Annotated in this window: 19 protein-coding genes; 9 read left to right on the top strand and 10 right to left on the bottom strand. The window is 42.8% G+C overall.

Going from position 1 to position 21,415, the window contains the following annotated elements; all coding sequences use genetic code 11:
• The first annotated feature begins 110 nt into the window (after nt 1–110).
• Nucleotides 111–1,316, top strand: coding sequence for an alpha/beta hydrolase-fold protein (locus AAEY97_RS09470; protein ID WP_350998364.1), 1,206 nt, complete (start codon nt 111–113; stop codon nt 1,314–1,316).
• Nucleotides 1,317–1,453: 137 nt separating this feature from the next.
• Here AAEY97_RS09470 and AAEY97_RS09465 read toward each other — a convergent pair whose 3' ends face one another.
• Nucleotides 1,454–3,325, bottom strand: coding sequence for a DUF885 domain-containing protein (locus AAEY97_RS09465; RefSeq protein ID WP_350998361.1), 1,872 nt, complete (start codon nt 3,323–3,325; stop codon nt 1,454–1,456).
• A gap of 181 nt (nt 3,326–3,506) precedes the next feature.
• Here AAEY97_RS09465 and AAEY97_RS09460 point away from each other — a divergent pair, with 181 nt between their 5' ends.
• The 3 genes from AAEY97_RS09460 (at nt 3,507) to AAEY97_RS09450 (ending at nt 5,743) form a co-directional block, all read left to right on the top strand.
• Nucleotides 3,507–3,746 (top strand): HP1242/YdcH family protein, encoded by a 240-nt coding sequence (locus AAEY97_RS09460; RefSeq protein ID WP_101088629.1) that lies wholly within the window; start codon nt 3,507–3,509, stop codon nt 3,744–3,746.
• A gap of 508 nt (nt 3,747–4,254) precedes the next feature.
• A complete protein-coding gene (locus AAEY97_RS09455) occupies nt 4,255–4,758 on the top strand; it encodes a hypothetical protein (protein WP_350998358.1) in 504 nt (167 codons plus the stop codon).
• Between the two features lie 220 nt (nt 4,759–4,978).
• Nucleotides 4,979–5,743: a hypothetical protein gene (locus AAEY97_RS09450; protein WP_350998355.1), complete on the top strand. Its 765-nt coding sequence runs from the start codon at nt 4,979–4,981 to the stop codon at nt 5,741–5,743.
• Between the two features lie 105 nt (nt 5,744–5,848).
• Here AAEY97_RS09450 and AAEY97_RS09445 read toward each other — a convergent pair whose 3' ends face one another.
• From AAEY97_RS09445 to hutI, 5 genes are all read right to left on the bottom strand, one after another.
• Complete coding sequence (locus AAEY97_RS09445) at nt 5,849–6,346, bottom strand: GNAT family N-acetyltransferase (RefSeq protein ID WP_350998488.1); 498 nt, start codon at nt 6,344–6,346, stop codon at nt 5,849–5,851.
• Complete coding sequence (locus AAEY97_RS09440; RefSeq protein ID WP_011639367.1) at nt 6,343–6,615, bottom strand: type II toxin-antitoxin system TacA family antitoxin; 273 nt, start codon at nt 6,613–6,615, stop codon at nt 6,343–6,345. The genes AAEY97_RS09445 and AAEY97_RS09440 overlap by 4 nt, the downstream gene beginning before the upstream one ends.
• A gap of 154 nt (nt 6,616–6,769) precedes the next feature.
• Nucleotides 6,770–8,431, bottom strand: coding sequence for an amidohydrolase (locus tag AAEY97_RS09435; RefSeq protein ID WP_350998352.1), 1,662 nt, complete (start codon nt 8,429–8,431; stop codon nt 6,770–6,772).
• A gap of 179 nt (nt 8,432–8,610) precedes the next feature.
• Nucleotides 8,611–9,387, bottom strand: coding sequence for a haloacid dehalogenase type II (locus AAEY97_RS09430; protein WP_502959447.1), 777 nt, complete (start codon nt 9,385–9,387; stop codon nt 8,611–8,613).
• 334 nt (nt 9,388–9,721) lie between these two features.
• Nucleotides 9,722–10,954 (bottom strand): imidazolonepropionase, encoded by a 1,233-nt coding sequence (hutI, locus tag AAEY97_RS09425; protein WP_350998349.1) that lies wholly within the window; start codon nt 10,952–10,954, stop codon nt 9,722–9,724.
• Nucleotides 10,955–11,087: 133 nt separating this feature from the next.
• On the opposite strand from hutI, the gene hutC reads away from it, so the two are divergent.
• The 5 genes from hutC to AAEY97_RS09400 all read left to right on the top strand — a co-directional run bounded on the left by hutC (nt 11,088) and on the right by AAEY97_RS09400 (nt 18,223).
• Nucleotides 11,088–11,795, top strand: coding sequence for a histidine utilization transcriptional repressor HutC (gene hutC / locus AAEY97_RS09420; RefSeq protein WP_350998346.1), 708 nt, complete (start codon nt 11,088–11,090; stop codon nt 11,793–11,795).
• Nucleotides 11,796–11,890: 95 nt separating this feature from the next.
• Nucleotides 11,891–13,561, top strand: coding sequence for a urocanate hydratase (gene hutU / locus AAEY97_RS09415; protein WP_350998344.1), 1,671 nt, complete (start codon nt 11,891–11,893; stop codon nt 13,559–13,561).
• 3 nt (nt 13,562–13,564) lie between these two features.
• A complete protein-coding gene (hutH, locus tag AAEY97_RS09410; RefSeq protein ID WP_162024173.1) occupies nt 13,565–15,103 on the top strand; it encodes a histidine ammonia-lyase in 1,539 nt (512 codons plus the stop codon).
• Nucleotides 15,104–15,448: 345 nt separating this feature from the next.
• Nucleotides 15,449–16,717, top strand: coding sequence for a mechanosensitive ion channel family protein (locus tag AAEY97_RS09405; RefSeq protein WP_101088621.1), 1,269 nt, complete (start codon nt 15,449–15,451; stop codon nt 16,715–16,717).
• Nucleotides 16,718–16,798: 81 nt separating this feature from the next.
• On the top strand, nt 16,799–18,223 hold the full coding sequence (locus tag AAEY97_RS09400; RefSeq protein ID WP_350998340.1) for an alpha/beta fold hydrolase: 1,425 nt from the start codon (nt 16,799–16,801) through the stop codon (nt 18,221–18,223).
• A gap of 98 nt (nt 18,224–18,321) precedes the next feature.
• Here AAEY97_RS09400 and AAEY97_RS09395 read toward each other — a convergent pair whose 3' ends face one another.
• The 4 genes from AAEY97_RS09395 to AAEY97_RS09380 form a co-directional block, all read right to left on the bottom strand.
• Nucleotides 18,322–18,876 (bottom strand): lysophospholipid acyltransferase family protein, encoded by a 555-nt coding sequence (locus tag AAEY97_RS09395; protein WP_101088619.1) that lies wholly within the window; start codon nt 18,874–18,876, stop codon nt 18,322–18,324.
• 362 nt (nt 18,877–19,238) lie between these two features.
• Entirely contained in the window at nt 19,239–19,706 is a 468-nt protein-coding gene (locus tag AAEY97_RS09390) for a DUF2489 domain-containing protein (RefSeq protein ID WP_101088618.1), read from the bottom strand.
• A gap of 95 nt (nt 19,707–19,801) precedes the next feature.
• A complete protein-coding gene (yihI, locus tag AAEY97_RS09385) occupies nt 19,802–20,350 on the bottom strand; it encodes a Der GTPase-activating protein YihI (protein ID WP_350998337.1) in 549 nt (182 codons plus the stop codon).
• 55 nt (nt 20,351–20,405) lie between these two features.
• Entirely contained in the window at nt 20,406–21,068 is a 663-nt protein-coding gene (locus tag AAEY97_RS09380) for a methyltransferase domain-containing protein (protein ID WP_101088616.1), read from the bottom strand.
• Nucleotides 21,069–21,415: the final 347 nt, after the last annotated feature.

Genomic DNA, 21,415 nt, shown 5'->3' with positions numbered 1-21,415 from the left:
ACTTTGAATGCAAGATGTGAGCTAAGTTTAGATATTGCTAAATTGCCTTGTGTGATGTGGTCTGGTAGCTTCGGGTTAACTTAACTGTCACGTTTCACCAGGAAGGTACCATGCTTACAATAGGGAAAAAACGTTATGTCAAATGGCCGAGCTTATGGGCTAAAAGCCTGTCTATATGCGCATTATTACTGAGCTTTTTTCATGCTAGTGCGGTGTTTGCTACTGAAATGTTGCCGCCAACGATCGAAACCTTGAGTGTGAAGTCTGCTTTATTTAGCGAGCAAGCCGACTTTTTGGTGACCTTACCAAACAGTTATACCAAGCAAACCGATAAGCGCTACGTGGTGTTATTTGACTTACATCCTCGTAGCCATTTGTATTTAGCGGGTATGCATGACTGGATGAGTCATAACGGTGGCTGGCCGTGGTTAGAAACCATTATTGTTACTGCACCCGATGGCCATCAAGGCTTGGGGAAATTAAAACAGGGTGCGATAGAGCAGCAAGGCGATCAAGCGCTATTGGACTTTTTTGAGCACGATTTACTGCCCGCAATTGATAAACGCTATCGCACCAATGGCTTTCGTATTTTTAACGGCTTTACTGGCAATGCAGGTTTAGTGCTATACAGCTTAATTAATCGCCCTAGCTTATTTAATGCCTATATTGCTGCCAGCCCAGTGTTATCAACAGACTTTGCTTATGTGCTCAATGATGCGCCTAAAAAACTCAAAAACATGCAAGGCAAACCAAGATTTCTATTTGTTAGCACCAGTGATAGCGACTTTGAGCAAAGGCAGCTGGATTCGTTTGCTAGGCTTGAAGATATTATTCAAACCAATGCCAATGCTAAATTGAACTATCAAATAAAGCGTTTTGATGGCAGCTATTATATGACTCAGCCTATCTTGGCGACGGCATTAGGTATCGAGAAGATATTTAACGATGTTCACACTGTTCTAGCGGCGGATTCAGAAGTATCGCAACAAGGATCTAAAGCGATTCTAGCCTATTATAAGCGACTGTCTGATGAGGTTTATGGCTTTGATGTGCCAGCAATTGATTCGCTGTTAGCCTTAGGTAATAGCTTAGTTAAAGCAGCACCACAACAAGCGATTGGGGTTTATCAAGATACGCTGAAAGCCTATCCTAAAGCACATTCGGCCTACCATGAGTTAGCCAGTGTTTATGCTGCAACAGGTAAAACGACTCAGGCTATTGAAGCAGAACAACAAGCGTTAGCGAGTACCGACCATCCGTTTTATCAAAACAAATACACTAAGCAATTAGCAGCGTTTCAAAACCAAGCTAAATAAAACTGATCTAAGTTAAACCAAGCTGCAAAACGATAAATGACAATAAAGCCACAGCACGAGTATTCGCCCTGTGGCTTTATTGTGTAACCTGCTCAAACAATATTATTCTGAGCTTTAGTATTCCGAATTAAAGTTGATTACGCAGCCGTTTCGCTGGCTAACCACTGATTAATTTTTTGCTCCATTAAATCTAAAGGCAATGCGCCATTTTCTAATAAGCGATCGTGGAATACTTTAATATCAAACTTGTCACCTAAGACTTGCTTGGCTTTGGTACGTAGTTCGATAATTTTCAGCTCACCCAACTTATAGCCAAGTGCTTGGCCTGGCCAAACGGTATAGCGCTCAATTTCGCCGGTGGCTTCCGACAAATGAATCCCTTCAGTTGCCACCGCGTAATCAATGGCTTGTTCACGGCTCCAGCCTTTGGCGTGCATACCGGTATCAACCACCAGGCGAACTGCACGATGTAACTCTGACTGCAAACGGCCAATGTTGTCGATAGGATCATTAGCATAAATGCCCATTTCGGCCGCTAAACGTTCGGCATATAAAGCCCAACCTTCGCCAGCGGCATTGGAGTAAAACACTGTGCTTAGCAGTGGTAATTCATCAGATAAGCCAATAATGGTTTGTAAATGATGACCAGGATTGGTCTCGTGGTAGGTCAAGGTTTGTAATGAATAAGATGGCAGTGATGCCGTGTCATACAAGCTTATCCAGAAGGTACCTTTACGCGAACCATCTTGCGAGGGGGCATCATAAAATGCGCCGCTAGTAGAAGCCGCACGGCTGTCTGGTACCGCTTCAATAGCCACATCTTGATTAGGCAAGCGACCAAACCACTGTGGTAATTTTGCATCAACCAAGGCTAAGTCGGCATCAATATCGGCCATTAGCTGTTGCTTGCCTTCTGGGGTATTCGGGTAAAGATATTGTGGGTCGTTGAGTAACACCTGCATGCGCTCGCCGACGGTGCCATCAACATAACCGACTTCTTTGAGTAGCCCGTCCATCTCGGCAGTAATCCGGGCCACTTCAGCTAAACCGAGTTGATGAATTTCATCAGCAGTTTTGGTCGAATTGCCTAAATGCTGGATCAGCGTTTGATATAACTTCGCCCCTTGAGGTAAACGCCCAATGCCAGCTTCATGAGTTGCTTTTGGGCGCACGGCTTCTAAGGCGTTGATCAGTTGGCGGGTGGCGGCATAGTATTTAGTCTCGACCAGTTCCGTAGCAGACTTTACCAATGTATCGCTATCGGCCACTTTGGCTGCGTTAAGTTTAGCGTTGAAGCTGGTCACTAAAGGATGGCTGTTTGCTGGGCCGCTGATTTGGGCCTGTAACCCACGCAGTGTGTTATCAATGACAAAGTCTGGTGGAATGACGCCTATGTCGGCATCATGGTTAAGCTTATCGATAAGCGTCCCCATCGCTGCAGGGTATATGCTTAAACGGTTTAAATAAGCGTTCGCTTCATCGGTATTGGTAACGGAAAATTTGTCTTCCATGTAACCGGGGAATTCAATTTGCAAACCCGATAAATGGTTTACGGCATAGGGTAAAAACCACACGCCATACTCGCCTAATACCGTACCATAATTCACTGTTTGAGAAGGTAATAAAGCGCCTTTCACTTCAGACTTTATCGCGTTTAAGCTGATTGTTTCTGAGGGAGTTAAGCTTGTTGCATCAATATCGTTGAGTTGACTCAGTATTGCTTTAAGCCCTTTGCGACGATGGGTTTCACCCGATGGGCTGTAGTCGGTGAGTTTAGACATCACTTTGGCATTGATGCTTGCGTCGCTCACGCCATAATAAGTGGCAATTTCAGGTCTGAGTACAAAATAGTCTTTAGTGATCGACTCTACTTGCTGCTTAAGACTGAGCTTAGTAGCAGACTTTCCCGCTGTTGCGGTGATAGAGTTGGAATTATTTTCAGGTGTTGCTGGATCTGAACATGCGCTGACGAGCAGACTGATGATTAAGACATTGAGAAGTTTTTTCATTGATTACTCATTAAGTTAATAGCGGTATTCAAGTACGAATATAAGCATATCCTAACAGTTATAGCGGTTAAGCTGTTGCAGTTTTTATATGCTTGTTATTGAAAAACATGAGAGTAAGTTTGACGATAAGGTGTAAATATGGTCTAACATTATTAGACATTGACATGAAAAGGAGAGAAGTATGTTAGGTGAAAGCCATGCGTTATTAGTTGATTTCCCTGAGTATCAAGACAAGATTTCATTGTTAACCGCCAATGATACTGAGTTTGCTGAAGATGCGAAGCTGTATCATAAATTAGATACTGAAATTCGTAAGCTGGAGTTACGCAATACTCCAACAAGTGATGACTTTATTGAGCAAGCAAAGCTTGACCGTTTGGTATTAAAAGATAAGTTGTATCAGTTGTTTACCCAAGCTTAATTTGTTTATTCAGCTTTTTGGCCATGTCGGTATTTAGATTGTGACGACATGGTCAATTTCTTGCTGTTATCTCAGTAGTATTCTTATTTCGTTGTGTTTTATGGCTTGCAGCCACTAACGTCGTGGTGCTTCGCCCACACCAGACCAAGAGGAAACCAACGGCTGTTCCCTCTTGGAACTCCCAGCCGCCCCGCAACATTTTCTGAACAGCGAAAAAATTGCCATGGGGACTAATCTAGCTTTTGACTTCGTCTGTAACCGGCTTCGGCCTTATTCGAAAATGCTAACGCTTCCGATGGGGCGTCCCTTCCCCTCGAAAGCTAGCTGGCCATCCTTGGCCAGCTTACGCTATTTTCTTTAACGTCCTCAAGTTCAGAGTTGAATTAGTCGATTTTATTGTGCGAATGATTTATTGCTTTACACCAAAGATACTGCAAATGTAGGATGATATTAATCAATAACTTAAATGATAGGCTTTATCCAAAGGCTGTTATAACTCTGGATTCTCATGAATGCCAAGCAAGATGCTATAGATATACTTAATGGATTTATCGTAGATATCTCAGTTGCCGTAGAAGTCCTCAAGGATTACGAAGTAGGAGATTACCCTCAACGAGATAATCAATTTCGTCAAGGTTTGTACCGTCTCTGTTTGCAATCAATAATATTAAACTGCGCCAAATACACCGAGTTTTGTAGGGAGTATGGTCAGGTTCTAAATGAATGCTGCCCTGATCTATCTAGCGAGAGAAATAATATAAAAGAAAATTTAGAGCAAAGAGGTGTCAATAAATTCAGGAGTAAATATATTGCTCATAATCGATGTGACATCACAAAGAGGCCTTTCACTACTAAAGAAACAGATATGTTAGTAAATAGCATAATTGGTGGTAGCGGTGCTCTAGATTTTTTAAATTGGCTACTTCCCGACTATCCTGAAAATGTAAAAACACAAAAATATTTCACTGGTTTTTTATCTCTTTTGAGGGACCGGATACATGAAACGTTATAACAAATACGTTCAATATTCTATAGTAAACTAGACCGCTAAAAACGCGGTTTAGCAGCAATGCGGTCCATTGAGTAAGCATCAAAAAAACAAACTTCTTTAGCATAATGCGTACCGATTAATCTGGAATAGGCATCGACCAAGTCCTACAAGCATTTATGCCTTGCAAACAATGCAACGCATAAATACTAAAACGTTATGTGCCAAGGAGTGCATTCCTAGAATGATTATCAATTCAAAGCTTATTAAGTTTCGTAAAAAAATCAGATCAAACCAAAAACACGTTATAGATTTAATTGTGAAAGATCACTTGGCTGAAATTTGTGTTTTTTGTGGTATGACTGACAGCTTAACTCGTGAACATGTAATACCACAGTGGGTATACAGTCGCTGTGTTAAAAGGACATTCATTACGACTACAAACTCAATTTCTCAAACTTACAACAAAACAACAGTACCAGCATGTAAAGACTGTAATTCGAATTTATTAGGTTTTCTGGAAAGGGAGCTGAAACATGAATTTGACTCCGTGAATGTACATGAGAATAGCTTTTCTCAAGAAACGATTGAGCTCATTATTCTTTGGCTTGAAACTTTGGAGTACAAATTTCATGTTCTTGATTTGCGGCGAAAGTTAAACCGTGTAAAAGATTCGGACTTTATTCCATATATAGCACAGATGCCTATTTCAATGTTTCAAGGCCCAATTGATGCAAGTCCAGCTAAAGTTTTTTCAAATTTAAGAAATGCTTTAAAAGTACTTAGTGTTAAATCTAAAGTATCTAGGGTTAACTCTCTATGCATTCTTTCAACAAAAAATACAGATTTTCACTTCTTCCATTCGACAAATAATTATATATTTATCGAGTTAGCTGAATTTGGAGTAGCATTTTTCTATTTTTATAAGCAAACATTTAGTGATCATAATGATGCCCTATTAGCTGCTCAAGATATTGTAAAAAAAGAATACTCAGAGAATTGCTCATAACAGTCGTTTAGAGTGACAGCAAGCCGTTGTTTTTTGCTCCTGTGTCGCTAATTTCAACCAACTATTTTATTGCATTCGATTGGTGCGCCAATGATTTATGGTTAATTAACTTAAACTTGCTCTTACATCTGCAATGGTGATGAACAGTTTGTTTTCTGCGTCTTGAAAAGCCTGAAATCCATAGCGTTCGTAGAAGTGTTTTGCGCCATCTTTTGCGTCAACAATGACGACGGGGAATGCTACGCTATCACTTGCCGCTAACAGTTTTCGTAGTGCATCAATAAGTAACCATTCGCCAAAGCCTTGGCCTTTATAGCGGTCATCGATTGCTAAGCGGGCTATAAGGCCGCCAGACGTAGATGATTGGTATTTTTTCTGCAGCTTATCCGGCAGAGCCTTTAGGTCAATTGGTGTCATTGTTAAGGTATAAAAGCCGATAATATGCGAGTTATCGTTATCATCTTCTAAAATGAAAGTTCTGCTGTTGTCTTTCTTGGATTGCTGACTCGCCATGACTTTTAGGTAGTGATTAAGAGCGTCAATACCACAGTTGAATCGGTTTCTATCGTGTTTAGCTTTATCTAAAAGTACCGTATTCATTATTGGGTTTTGCTTTCGTAACGTTCCGAAGCCGTTTTGAGTTTTGAGTTTGGTGTTGCTGGACTGTCTAGTGCTTCCATAAGCAACATCGCATCTGTTTGACTTAGTTTTAGTACTTGTTCACGCTCAATGATTTGTTTGGCTTTTTCGATTGCTGCACTGAGTACAAATGAGTTAATGCTCGACATACCAGCGATTGCTGCTGCCTTTGTCAGTAAATCTTGGGTGTCAACATCAACTCTAGCGGTGATGCGAGGTAAAGTAGTCGCCATAATATAATCTCCATATGTGCCAAAATGTCACACAGCTATTATGGTGTTAAAACGTACAATAAGCAATGCCTGTGTCACTTTGGCACACAGGCAAAAACGTTATTAAAACCAATTCTACTTATCTTACTTATCAATAAACCATACTCAATGCAGTTTACTCTTTTGCAAATACCTTGCGGCCGTTTACCCAGGTGGCAATGACTTTGTTTTGCCAGATCTGTTGTGGGTCGATTGTAAAATAGTCATCTTCGACTAGGATAAAGTCTGCTTTTTTACCGGGTTCTAATGAGCCTAATAACTGTTCTTGATGGCCTGCGTAGGCGGCGTCGATGGTGAAGCTTTTGAGTGCTTCGATGCGTGATAGTTTTTCAGTGGAGAGCCAGCCGTCTAGTGGTTGGTTAACATGGTCTTGGCGGGTTACGGATGCATGCAATCCAAAAAATGGGTTGGGCGATTCAATAGGGAAGTCTGAACCATTGGCGATGACGGCATTAGCGTTTAACAGCTTGCGCCACGCATAAGCACCGGCCAAGCGGGCTTTACCTAAACGGTTTTCTGCCATGTTTTTGTCGCTGGTGGCGTGGGTTGCTTGAATCGATGCGATAACCCCAAGTTGGGCAAAACGCGGTATGTCGGCTAAATCGAGAATTTGTGCATGTTCAATGCGATGGCGTAATGCTTTTGAGTCGGTTGCTGCAATGGTAGTTTGGTATTTATCGAGCACCACTTGATTGGCGTTGTCGCCAATGGCGTGAGTATTAACCTGAAAACCTGCTTTCATCGACTGTAAAATCAGTTTGCCGAGTTGATCGTCTGAATACAGCATTAAGCCTTTATGGCCGGGTTGATCTGAATATTCTTTGATTAACGCTGCGCCGCGGCTGCCAAGCGCGCCATCGGCTGATATTTTAACGCTGTCGACTTTAAACATGTTATCGGCAGTGGTGATGTGGCCTTGTTTTAAAATGCTAGTAAAGCGAGGGTCTTCAACCGATAGCATGCCATTTACGCGCACGCTCATGGCATTGTTCGCTGCTAATTGTTGGTATGCCTTGATGTTGTCGATGCTAATACCTGCATCGTGCACACTGGTTAGCCCGTATGACGCTAGGCTATCCATCGCTAGGGTTAAGGTTGATTGTAATTGCTGCTGATTGAGATCGGGGACGATGTTAAACACTAAGTTCATCGCATTGTCGATTAACACTCCGGTAGGATTACCTTGCTCGTCTTTGACAATTTCACCGCCTTCTGGTGCCACTGTGGTTGACGAAATTCCCGCGAGTGCTAACGCTTTGCTGTTAACCCAAATGGCATGACCGTCAACTCGGCCAAATGATACAGGATTAGCTTTAAAGGCTTTATCTAGGCTTTCTTTAGTCGGGAATTGTTTGCTGTCCCATAATTCTTGGTTCCAACCTCGGCCCATTAACCATCCATCAGTCGGGTTGTTTTTACTAAATGCTTGCGCGCGTTCAACGGCTTGTTGTTCGCTACTGGTGTTGGTCAAGTCTGCGGTTAATAAACTCAAACCATAACCAAGCACATGACCGTGGGCGTCGATTAATCCAGGTAATAAGGTTTTACCTTTGCCATCAATTGAGGTGATATCAGTTGCACTCGGTAAGGCTTGGTTTAAGGTAAATAGTCGATCAATTTTGTCGTCAGTAAATTGGATAGCATTAAAGGTTTGCAGTTTTCCGTCGACGAGCGTGTAGCCATTAACGTGATGCACCAGTGTGGTTTGTGCCATGGTGTTTGCGCTTAAACTAGCCAAGCTTAATGCCACTGATAGCGCTAAATATTCCTTTCTCATCGGTTTTCCCTTTTTATGACGACGATTAATCAGCATCCATTAAATGTTAATTAATGGTTAATGGCAAGGGGCAGTGCAAGTCGTCTTGAGGGGGGGAGATTGATGTGCCTATATAGAGGAAATACTCATTGCCGTTGTAAATTTATCGCCCAGTTAATACTGGGCGATAATCGTTAAGGCTAGTTAAACTTAGCTAGGGTACTGGCTAGTTCGTTTACATCCAGTACGTTGTAGTCTGGTTGTGCTGCTAGTGGGAACAACACTTTACCTTGGCGACGAATAAAGGCGGTTTGTAAGCCTGCTTTATCTGCACCGGCAATATCCCAACCGTGTGCGGCAACCATTAACGCTTCATCTGCATTAACGCCTAAATCTTTAATGGCCCATTGGTACGTTTTTAAATGCGGCTTAAATACCCCAACAGATTCTATGCTTAAGTTTGCATCAAAATACTGGCTTAAATTAGCATTTTTAAGCTGTAAGGTTACGCCTTCTAATGATGAGTTGGTTAAGGTGACTAGTTTGTAACCCTGAGCTTTTAATTTAGCTAAACCTTCTGCAACATCTGGGTGAGCGGGTAATGAACGAAGTGGCGTTAGAATGGCGGTTTTAGCTTGTTCTGGTGTGATGGCAATACCGTTGATTTCGGCGACCATTTGCAGTGACGCAACGCCAATGCTACCAAACGTTTGGTAATCACCTGTAGCTGAAACTACTAAAGAATGATGCAACATGGTTGAGAACCATAATGGCAGTAAATCTTCACGGCCATTAAGCGCTTTACCCACAGAGGCGCGCATATTTTCAAGATCTAACAAGGTTTCATTCACATCAAAAATAATCACTTTAGGCTTAACTAATGGTGCTTGCACCGCAGTATCTGCTGGATCTTTAGCAAAAGCGCTACTGGTATTAAGCATAAAAAAAGCTGTCGCAAGCGATATTAAAACACGGATTTTCATAAAACCTCTGGCAATGTGATGTTGGTTGAAAAGAACTTATCGAGTATTCATCTCACTATTGTTGTCTGTGATACTGACTATAACAAGTTGAACGATTGTTCATTAATATAGTCAGCCTAAATGAAACTGACCTTAAAATCACGGTTTTATTGCCCAATAGTTTAATAAATCTGAACTCGGGATTTGAGGTGACGTACATAGCAGCGCCACTGGAGATAGACATTATCGCCAGTGGTACTGCTATTAGTAGTGAGTTTTAGTTGACGTTGTGGCTATTTGATTGAGAAAAGTTGAGCCCAATTGTTTAACTGTTTAACGGTTTAACGGTTTAATTGGGTAGCGCAACTACCTGACCATTTTTTACAACGGTTTTACACAGGTTCACTCCGTAAGCATAAGCTAATTGTGCTGGAGTGGTGATATCCCACAGACAAAAGTCAGCTTGTTTACCTACGGTAATACTGCCGACATTATTGTCGATACCAAGTGCTTTTGCAGCATTAATGGTTACACCTTGTAAGGCTTCTTCTGGGGTGAGTTTGAATAAGGTGCAAGCCATATTGAGCATCAATAAAGTGGAGCAAATAGGCGATGACCCCGGATTAAAATCGCTGGCAATAACCATTGGCACCTTGTATTGACGCAGTAAGTCGATTGGCGGTAATTGGGTTTCGCGTAAAAAATAAAATGCGCCGGGTAACAAGGTTGCACAGGTACCACTTTCGCTTATGGCTTTAATACCTGCTTCATCTAGAAACTCAATATGATCGACCGATTTAGCCCCAAGCTTGGCTGCTAAGGCGCTACCGCCCATATTGGTTAATTGCTCAGCATGCAGTTTAATCTGCAGACCTGCCTGTTTAGCCGCAGTTAATACTCGCTCAGTTTGCTCAAGATTAAAGGCGATATTTTCACAAAATACATCGACGGCATCAGCAAGGTTTTCGGTGATTACCGCGGGGAGCATGTCATTAATGACGAGGTCGATATAGGCATCTGCATTGTCTTTATATTCTGGCGGAATAGCATGGGCGCCCAAGAAGGTGGTGCTTACATCAATGTGATGATGTTCGCCTAGCTCACGCGCAACGCGCAATAATTTAAGTTCTGTTTCGGTGTTCAAGCCGTAACCAGATTTAATTTCAACCGTGGTGACGCCTTCTCTGGCTAGGGCGTTTAAGCGTTGTCGACCCAGTTCAAATAACTCAGCTTCATCAGCTTCACGACAGGCGTTAACGGTTGAGATAATACCGCCGCCAGCCCGAGCGATATCTTGGTAACTCGCACCTTGTAAGCGTTGTTCAAACTCATTGGCGCGATTACCGGCAAAGACTAAGTGGGTGTGTGCATCGATAAGCCCTGGTGTTATCCAGCCGCCTTTGCCTCTGTAAACTGGGGTTGCCAGTACATCAAATTCAGGTAGTTCACTGCGCGGGCCAACCCAAGCAATTTTGCCATCTTTTATTGCAATAGCCGCTTGAGGTATTACGCCGTAAGCCCCTTGGATATTGGTATCCATGGTGGCCACGTTTACATCAATCCACACTTGATCCCACGACATAAAAACCCCTAAAAATGCATTAATTATTGATTGCTAAACAATACTTGTTTTAACTTGTATATACAAGGTAGGATGAATGATGTGTTTTTAAACAGCAATGACATTATTGTCTAAAAAACCGAGAGCTGCTGATATGGCCCAAGCAAAGTTTGCCCAAATAAAACAATTCATTTTGAGCCGTATTGAAACGGGCGAATGGCAAGAGAACGATCGTGTCCCATCTGAAAATCAGTTAACTGAATTGTTTGCCTGTAGCCGTATGACAGCAAGGCGGGCGTTAACTGAGCTGGTTGAATCTGGCGTGTTAGAACGTACTCAAGGGGTAGGTACGTTTGTGGCCGGATTAAAGTCGCAATCGTCATTGTTGGCTATTCGTAATATTGCCGACGAGATAAAAGACCGTGGCCATGGCTACAGTGTTAACCAGCTTGAATTGAGACAAATTGAGGCCAGCACAACAGTGGCTAATGCATTGGGGCTGGAATTGGGCAGCCCTGTATTTTATTCGGTGTTGGTGCATTGCGAACAAGGCTTACCATTACAAGTTGAAGAGCGTTATGTGAACCCACTGCTGGTGCCTGATTACCTACAACAAGATTTTAGCTCACATACTCCCCATGAATATTTATCGGCCGTAGCACCACTGACAGAGGCTAAACATACCGTTGAAGCCATTATGGCTAACGAGCTGTTACAACAACGTTTAGCCATTGCGGCAACGGAACCTTGCTTACAAATTTTACGTCGTACCTGGTCGCGCCAAGGTGTGGTCAGTTTTGCTCGTTTAGTTCATCCGGGCAGCAAATTTAAACTAGGCGGCCATTTAACCTTTGCGCGTTAAATGGTGGTATCGAAAATGAAAACCGTAAGACATTAAAAATACACAACAAGACCAATAAAAAACCAAACTGAATAAACTCAGTTGAAGAGGAACATATGGATAAACGACACGATCCAAGCCGTCGCATTATTGCGCCGCACGGTACTCAATTACAGTGTAAAAGTTGGCTAACCGAAGCTGCGATGCGCATGTTAATGAACAACTTACACCCTGATGTTGCCGAACGCCCAGAAGATTTAGTGGTGTACGGCGGCATTGGCCGCGCGGCGCGCGATTGGCAAAGTTACGACAAAATTATTGAGGTGCTTAAACGCCTTGAAGACGATCAAACCTTATTAGTGCAGTCTGGTAAACCTGTTGGGGTGTTTACTACTCATAGCAATGCGCCACGGGTCATTATTGCTAATTCAAACCTAGTGCCACATTGGGCGAATTGGGAACACTTTAACGAGCTGGATAAAAAAGGTTTGGCGATGTATGGCCAAATGACTGCGGGTTCGTGGATTTATATTGGTTCGCAAGGCATTGTTCAAGGCACTTACGAAACGTTTGTCGCCATGGCTAAACAGCACTTTAATGGCTCGTCAGCGGGTAAGTGGATTTTAACTGGCGGTTTAGGCGGCATGGGTGGTGCACAACCACTGGCTGGTACTATGGCGGGTTATTCGGTATTAACCTGTGAAGTAGATGAAACCCGTATCGATTTTCGCATGCGCACTGGTTACGTCGACAAAAAAGCCACTTCATTAGATCAAGCATTAGCGATGATTTATGAAGCAAACCAAAGCGACAAGCCGGTTTCGGTCGGTTTATTAGCGAATGCCGCCGATGTGTTTACAGAGCTAGTGACCCGCGGCATTGTGCCTGATGTGGTGACAGACCAAACCTCCGCGCACGACCCATTAAACGGTTATTTACCTCAAGGCTGGACTTTAGAATACGCCGCTCAAATGCGTAAAACTAACGAAGCGGCAGTCGTTAAAGCGGCGAAGCAGTCAATGGCAGTGCAAGTTAGAGCAATGTTGGCATTACAGGCAGCCGGTGCAGCAACCACAGATTATGGCAACAATATTCGCCAAATGGCGTTTGAAGAAGGCGTCACGAATGCGTTCGACTTCCCTGGGTTTGTACCAGCATACGTGCGGCCGTTATTTTGTGAAGGCATTGGACCATTCCGTTGGGTAGCCTTGTCTGGCGATCCGGAAGATATTTACAAAACAGATGCCAAAGTCAAAGAGCTGATTCCAGATAATCCGCAGTTACACAATTGGCTCGACATGGCGCGTGAGCGTATTGCGTTTCAAGGCTTACCTGCACGTATTTGCTGGGTAGGGCTTAAAGATCGTGCCCGCTTAGCGTTAGCCTTTAATGAAATGGTCAAAAACGGTGAGTTAGCGGCACCGATTGTTATTGGCCGAGATCACTTAGATTCAGGCTCAGTTGCCAGTCCAAATCGCGAAACAGAAGCCATGTTAGACGGCTCCGATGCGGTGTCAGATTGGCCATTAATGAATGCCTTACTCAATACGGCTAGTGGTGCAACTTGGGTGTCATTACACCATGGTGGCGGCGTTGGTATGGGCTTTAGTCAGCATTCTGGGGTGGTGATAGTGGCCGACGGAACCGATGAGGCTGCGGTACGTTTAGGCCGAGTATTGTGGAACGACCCTGCTACTGGGGTAATGCGTCATGCAGATGCTGGCTATGACATTGCAAAAAAATGTGCCAAAGAGCAAGGCTTAGACCTGCCAATGTTAGGAGCTTAATCCATGTCGACTTATTCATTTGAACTTATTCCAGGTACGTTAACACTGGCGCAGACTCGTGCGATCAGCCGTAATAGTGTCAAGCTTACCCTTGCGAAAGAAGCGATTAAAGACATTAATCAAAGTGCTGAAATCGTCCAACAAGTATTACGTGAAGGCCGTACTGTTTACGGTATCAATACTGGCTTTGGCTTGTTAGCCAACACTAAAATTGTTCCAGAAGATCTGCAATTATTGCAACGCTCTATTGTATTGTCCCACGCCGCTGGCATAGGAAAATACATGCAAGATGCTACCGTGCGCTTAATGATGGTGTTAAAAATTAACTCATTAAGCCGCGGTTTTTCAGGTATTCGTTTAGAGGTTATCGAGTTTCTCATCCAGCTAGTGAATGCTGGTGTGTATCCGTGTGTGCCAGAAAAAGGATCAGTCGGGGCATCGGGTGACTTAGCGCCATTAGCTCACATGTGTTTACCTTTGTTAGGTGAAGGCGAAATGAGCTATCAGGGGCTGATTATCTCAGCAGCGGAAGGTCTTGAGATTGCTGGGCTAAAACCTATTGAATTAGCAGCCAAAGAAGGGTTAGCGTTACTGAATGGTACGCAAGCCTCAACAGCGCTGGCGCTTGAAGGTTTGTTTAATGCAGAAGATTTGTTTGCCGCCAGTTCAATCATTGGTGCCATGAGTGTTGAAGCCGCTATGGGCAGCCGTAGTCCGTTTGATGCGCGCATTCATGCTGCGCGCGGGCAAAAAGGTCAAATTGATTCCGCGGCAATTTTCCGTCATTTGCTCACTAACGAATCGGAAATTAGCCTAAGCCATACCAATTGCGAAAAAGTACAAGATCCATACTCACTGCGCTGTCAACCACAGGTCTTAGGTGCGTGCTTAACCCAAATCCGTCAAGCAGCAGAAGTGCTTGGCGCTGAGGCAAACGGTGTTACTGATAATCCATTGGTGTTCCAAGATACGGGCGATATTATTTCGGGCGGTAATTTCCATGCCGAACCCGTTGCGATGGCGGCTGATAACCTCGCGATTGCGATTGCTGAAATGGGCTCAATTTCGGAACGCAGAATGGCGTTGTTGATTGACTCTAGTTTGTCTAAGCTACCGCCATTTTTAGTGGATAACGGTGGGGTAAATTCTGGCTTTATGATTGCTCAGGTCACCGCGGCTGCACTCGCATCGGAAAACAAAACCTATGCGCATCCGGCCTCGGTAGACAGTTTACCGACATCGGCAAACCAAGAAGATCATGTGTCGATGGCGACATTTGCTGCACGACGTTTACGCTACATGAGTGAAAATACCCGTGGAGTATTGGCTATTGAGTTGTTAGCTGCAGCACAAGGACTCGACTTTAGAAAGCCTTTGCAACCAAGCGCCGCCGTAGCTCTGGCCAAAGCCGAGCTTCGTGAAATAGTGACGTTTTATGATAAAGACCGTTACTTTTCACCTGATATCGAGAACTCGGTCGACTTGTTGTATAGCGCCAGTTTTAACCGATTGCTACCGCAGGGCATGTTACCGAGTTTTTAATTGAGCGAAACTACATGTCATGAACAGGATATGTTTAGAGTAATTTGATAAAGGACCGCAAGGTCCTTTTTTATTATCTTTTATTGCCCACGCGTCAAAGCTAATTTTTGTTTAATCTTGTTTGGGTATACTCACATTCATTGCAACTGTTAACATAATCGTGAAAATAGTAACTTGTATTAAATTTATCATCTTGACCGATAGAGTCGATGTTTCGGTAACGTTATACATCAACACCATGCATAATGAGCACACTGATAAGCCTGTGAATGTTTGCTTGCATTTATGCGGTTTAATTTACGTCTTTTGATTGAGTAAAGGGCAAACGTGGCTAAGGATTTGTTTGTGAATACAGAAGTGCGGATTGAAATTGCGGCTTGGTTAACCCGTTTGGGTATTAATAGCCAACCATCGGATGGTGTCGCAACATCGATATTAATTTTGGCTTGTGTGGTTGTAGCAGGTTTAAGTTATTACATTACCCATCGATTTGTCGTTCACGGTGTGAATGCAGTGATCCGCCGATCTTCGGTGACTTGGGACGATATTTTCATGCGCTTTAATGTGTTTGAGCGTCTCGCTATTTTGATCCCCATTTTAATCCTCGATTTATTGATCCCTATTGTGCTCACCGAGCATGAGTTGATTAGCGCTTTTATTGACCGTTTCCTTAGCGCGTTGTTAGTGTTTTTTATGATTCGAGCTGTGTATAGCGGGTTGAATGCGATTGATGAAATTGCTGATATTAATCATGTTAATCGCCGTTTACCGGTAAAAAGTTTTGTGCAGCTGACTAAGTTGTTTTTATTCTTCATTGGTTTAATTGTTGTCTTTGCTATTCTAGCCGACCAGTCGCCTATTTATTTCTTTAGTGGTTTAGGGGTGGCTACCGGTTTGGTTATGTTGGTGTTTCGAGACACCATTTTGGGCTTCGTTGCTGGGATTCAACTTGCTGCTAACCGCATGGTGAGCAAAGGCGATTGGATCCAAATGGATAAATACGCTGCAGACGGCGCAGTTGAAGATGTAACCTTAACCACAGTGAAAGTACGAAACTGGGACAATACCATCACCATGATCCCAGCCTATGCATTAGTGTCTGATGCATTTAAGAACTGGCGCGGCATGTCCGAGTCGGGCGGTCGACGAATTAAGCGCTCAATCAATATCGACGTCAATAGCATTCAGTTTTTGACCGATGAAGAACGTATTCGCTTAGGCAAAGTCAATTATTTGAAAGAGTATTTACCGCAAGTATTCAGTGAAATCAGTGTTGCTAATGCCAACATAAGTGATATTGAGATGAAGGTGAATGGCCGTCATTTAACCAATATCGGAACATTTAGAGCATACTTACAAGAGTATTTACGTCGTCATGACAAAGTACATAAAGACATGACATTGATGGTAAGGCAGCTTGCTCCAACCACTGAGGGCTTGCCGATAGAATTATATATTTTTACCAATGACATTCGTTGGACCTATTATGAAGCGATTCAGGCAGACATTTTTGATCACATTTTTGCCGTGTTACCTGAGTTTGGTTTACGTGCGTTTCAAAGCCCAACAGGTACTGACATTCGCAGCATAAAGCAATGTACCGAACAGCATTGATAAGCCGCCAGATAAGCGATATTTGCAGTGGTTAAATTCCTGGTATTAATATCATTGCTGTTGCTGTGGTGGGCGATGCCCGTGCAAGCTAATTGGTTTAATGATATCAATAGGCAAGTTCGCTCGATAGACGTTGAAAAATCACTGACTGCCGAGCCATTAACAACCGCAGAGCTAGCTGATTACCCAACAAACTATCAATTTGAACGAGTAATAGTACCAAGCCATCAAACCCCGCTGTTTGTGCTACAAGCAGGGCTTGAGCACCGTGACACCGTTGTGCTTATTCACGGTTTAGGTGAGTTAGCCTCTAAAGACTGGTTAACGGTGATTCCCGCGTTAGCAAAGCAGTATCATGTTGTTGCTATCGATTTACCTGGTTTTGGTCTATCGCAAGGTGCTGTATTTACCTATTCACCTAAAGAATATGCCAAGGTGATCGATTGGGTTATTAGCCATTATCGCCATCCCAATGCTCAGGTACATCTTGTGGGACACTCGATGGGGGCAGCGATTAGCTTATACTATGCTAGTCAGTACCCCAGCAAAATTGAGCAACTCGTACTGGTCGATGCCGCCGGCATTTTGGACCGGACTGCGTATCTAAAACAGATTTCTAAACGAGGTATGGCTAGTAGCGAATTACCACAAGGCTTACGCCGAGTGTTAGCCCGGGTTGATAACTTTGCCGATAAGATACTAGAGAAAACTGGAACCGGGTTAGATCCAACGAAATGGTTAAGTCACAATGAGTCTATTCGTAATATGACCATTGGCGAACAAACCAACACTAATGCGGCATTAGCATTAATGGAACAAAACTTCTCTGTGCTTAATTACCAACAGATGCCTGCGACGCAGTTAATTTGGGGCGCAGATGATCAAGTTGCGCCACTACGGACCGCTCAAGCACTGCTACATGTATTACCTACAGCACAACTGCAGGTTATTGCTGGTGCAGGGCATGTACCGATGAAATCACATCAACACACCTTTAATCAAATGTTATTAACGGGCCTTGCATCGACTTCTACTTTTCCTTCTAATGCTAATGTTTTGGCTCGTGAGCAACATTCAGAAAATAGCAGTAAGCGTATTGGCAAATGCTATCAAGAAAGCCAACAATATTTTTCTGGGCATTATGATCAGCTCATTATTGAAGACTGTAAATTGGTGTTCATTGACAATGTTGATGTAAATCAGCTCACGATGAGTGACTCGATTGTAACCATCAAGTCTAGTCGCATAGGTATGCAGCAGAAAAAGATGAAGATCGCCCGCAGTACTATTAGTGCCACAGACACTCACTTTTTGGGTGAGATTAACAGTACTCGCAGTCGGTTTGATTTAGCTGGGGTAACCTTTTGGGGTGAGTCTCCGGTGTTCATCTCGCAAGAGTCGACTCGGCTAGTGCTATCTTTAGTGCGGATCCATACGCCAACGCACGTTATACGTTTAGGCGGCAGCTATGTGCTAGCCGCTGAGAGTTTAGAAAGCGTGTTATAAAAACCGCTGAATGCTGTGTAAGACACTTCTTGTATATCCAACACTGTCGCACTTCTGATTAATCAATATAAGCTAATTGAACGTTAATTATTGCAGTACTATTTCTGCTGATAATCAGGAACCATTTTTGGATGATAACCTTTGATTGAACGGTAAAAATCCATTAACTGATTTATTTCGCGTTCAATATCTCCCGTCGGTCTTAACGGTTTGGCAATCACAACCGCTTTGCGGCCAAAATCTAATCCGATTGGTACTATATCAACATCCGCTTTGGCTGCAATATGGTAAAAACCACTTTTCCAACGAGTTACAGGGCTACGTGTGCCTTCAGGTGCTAAGGCCAGTTTATAAAGTGGATCTTGTTGGAATAACAGCACCACGCCATCAACTAAATTATTGTATTTACGTCTATCGACAGGGCTACCGCCCATGGCGCGAAATAGCCATCCCCAGGGCGGAATAAACAGCTGATGCTTGCCTAAAAAATGAATTTTGGTGCCTAAGGCGCTGCGGGCGATAATGCCAATGATGAAATCCCAATTACTGGTATGCGGGCCAACAATAATGACGCATGGCTTAGTATTATCGAGTTGGCCATCAAATTCCCAACCCAGTATTTTGAGTAATCCTAAGCAAAGTGAACTGAACATAGTGTGACCCCAATCATTGAGCTTTATTAAGCTTCTTGTTATTTCAATTTGTCAGCCAAACTGGTGTGGTTAATTGACGTTAATTTGTTGCAGGCATCTGCTGATGCTTACTTTAGCTGATGTGTTATCAGCATAGCCTGCAATCGTACTCATTTCATGCTTAACCTCAATTGGGCTAAGGCATGAGATAAATGTGATTAGTTAAGTTGCTGCAAACTTGTCATTGGCTAACCTATTGACGCGTTATTTCATCTTGTTAGCAGAATAAATAACAAGTTTGATAGCGATAGTGACTAAGATTGTGTTTTTTATTATGACCTCCTGAACTCTTATCTCGAGTTCAGGTTAACTAATATGTTGCGCTAATGAGTGGTTGGCTTATCAAACTCGGCTATGTGTTTTGCTTCGTCTAGAATAACCTGTTCTAACTCTGCTTCTGATTTCATCCGCTCAAAATCAAACTTCATCCGTTGTTGTTTTGGTAGCTCATTACGCGCTTCCATGATGGGATGGTTTCTAATCAGCTCATAATGGGTAAACAGGTTAGGGAAGTCTGCCACAACTTGTTCTGACAAGGATAATGCATCAAATAATTTACCTATGCGCATAACGCCTTCAGACAGTTCACAACGATCTTCTAGCATTGCTGCGGCAATGTAACGGATATCAGTCAGTATTTGTTGTCTACGTTCTTCAGCTTTAGCCTTACGCTCAGAAAGTGCTTGTTGATTAGCTTGTGTTGTACGTTTAAGCGTTAACAGTAAGTGTGTTGCGTAGGTAGCAAGGGCTACAATGATGAGTAGAGCAATTACGATGGCGGTTGTAGACACAATTTATCCTTTTTTGAATACAAAACTGGCGCGATTTGCGCCAGTTTTTTGATATCAAACCAAGAAATAGCTTGGTATTACTTTCATCGAGCAGATTAATCTTTCTGCTGATAATCTTTAAGCATATCGGCACCTGATTCAAAACGATTTAATAGTTCATCGTCACTCAGTTGCTTTTTAGGACTTTGTATTGGCGTATCATCGCCTTCAGTTAGGCCTAAGCTCAACATCAGTTGCTCAATTTTGTCTAATTGAATATTCAACCACTTTTGATCAGTGTCAGATAAATCACGACCTTCTTCAAGTTGGTCAAGTAACTGATTTAGTCTTGGATCATCTTCAAGTTTCAGTAACTTCTGTTCGTCAGTCAGTTTAGGCTGCTTAGGCTTAACCACTAATGGCGCGGTAACAGACGTAGGTAAAGTAAGTGCTACCGGCTTTTTGCTGCCATGACGGATATCTTTACTCTTAACCGAAGTGTTACCTGATGCTTGTTTAAGCAACGTTTCATTGTGACGGCTGCCTGATTTACGGCCGGTTTCAGATTTTTTACCATCGACCGCGTTGCGATCAACTTTTTTTACTCTAGGTGCAAACTTAGCGCCGTTTTCGCCGCCTTTGCGAGTTTTTTTACTGCGAGCCATGATGTTCTCGTTAGGTTTTCTAAACACGTCCTTGCAGAGCAATTTCTACAAGGCACTAAATAAGGATGCGCTTTATATCAGATTTTGATGATTTTTGCATCAAAACCAGATCTTTCGATGCAAATAATAGCTCAAAATCACTATTTAATGCTAAATATTCGAATGTCTGCTGCTGGTAAAAGCTTACATGAGTTGGATTGTTTTTGTAATGCCATTTGGCAAAATGGTCTTGATCGGTCAATAAAGGCGTGCCTATTGCTAACCAGCCATTGGGTTTAACCAGTTGATTGAGTAATTTCCATTCACGGTGTGGATGACGAAAGTGTTCGAATACCCGGTAACAACATACAAAATCATAGCTATGTTGCAGTACCGACTGATCTGCAGCAAAGAATGGGTCGTACTGATTAACAAGATGACCAGCATCAACAATGGATTGTCTGCTCTGTTCGTCAAGTAAGCGGCCAAAATTAAGACCAGTTAACGCACCGCTCTGTTGCTGAGATATTTGGGCTAATAGTGGCAGAATAAATTGCGATAATGGTTTCTGACTCGATGACTTTTGCGATCGACCGTAACGCTGACGCTCAACATCTGGCATAAGATGTGATTTTGGGTTAGCAAAGACTAAGCCACACCGTTCGCAGATGTAGAAAGCCCTTTTTTTGTCTTGAACAAAAAAATCAGCACTATGATTACAAAGCGGACATACGTTCATCAAATACAGCATTACCTAAGTATTGACTTAATAAACGATTATATAGCGAATGCGGTTAATTTAAAGTAAGTATTTGAAATGAAGTTGATATTGATGCTATTTGGGCATAAAAAAAAGCGGCAGTATAAACTGCCGCCTCGTAAAATAGTGCCTAACGCACTTTATTCTGATTCCAAGTATCCGTACTTGCTATGTGACTATCCCGGTCAGATCTTTATTTTTTCTGCTTTCCATGCCGTTTTTAATTGTTATTGGTCATCAATGACGCTTTTTTATATTCTGTTGCCGTCCTGACTACAGCTTCCGTAGATGGTCTTCAATGACGCATCATTATCCTAATTGTCTTC

This window comes from Shewanella sp. TB7-MNA-CIBAN-0143 (assembly GCF_040310065.1).
Classification (GTDB): domain Bacteria; phylum Pseudomonadota; class Gammaproteobacteria; order Enterobacterales; family Shewanellaceae; genus Shewanella.
Note: the sequence above shows the minus strand (reverse complement) of the source record. Positions and strands in the feature narration are given on the sequence as shown.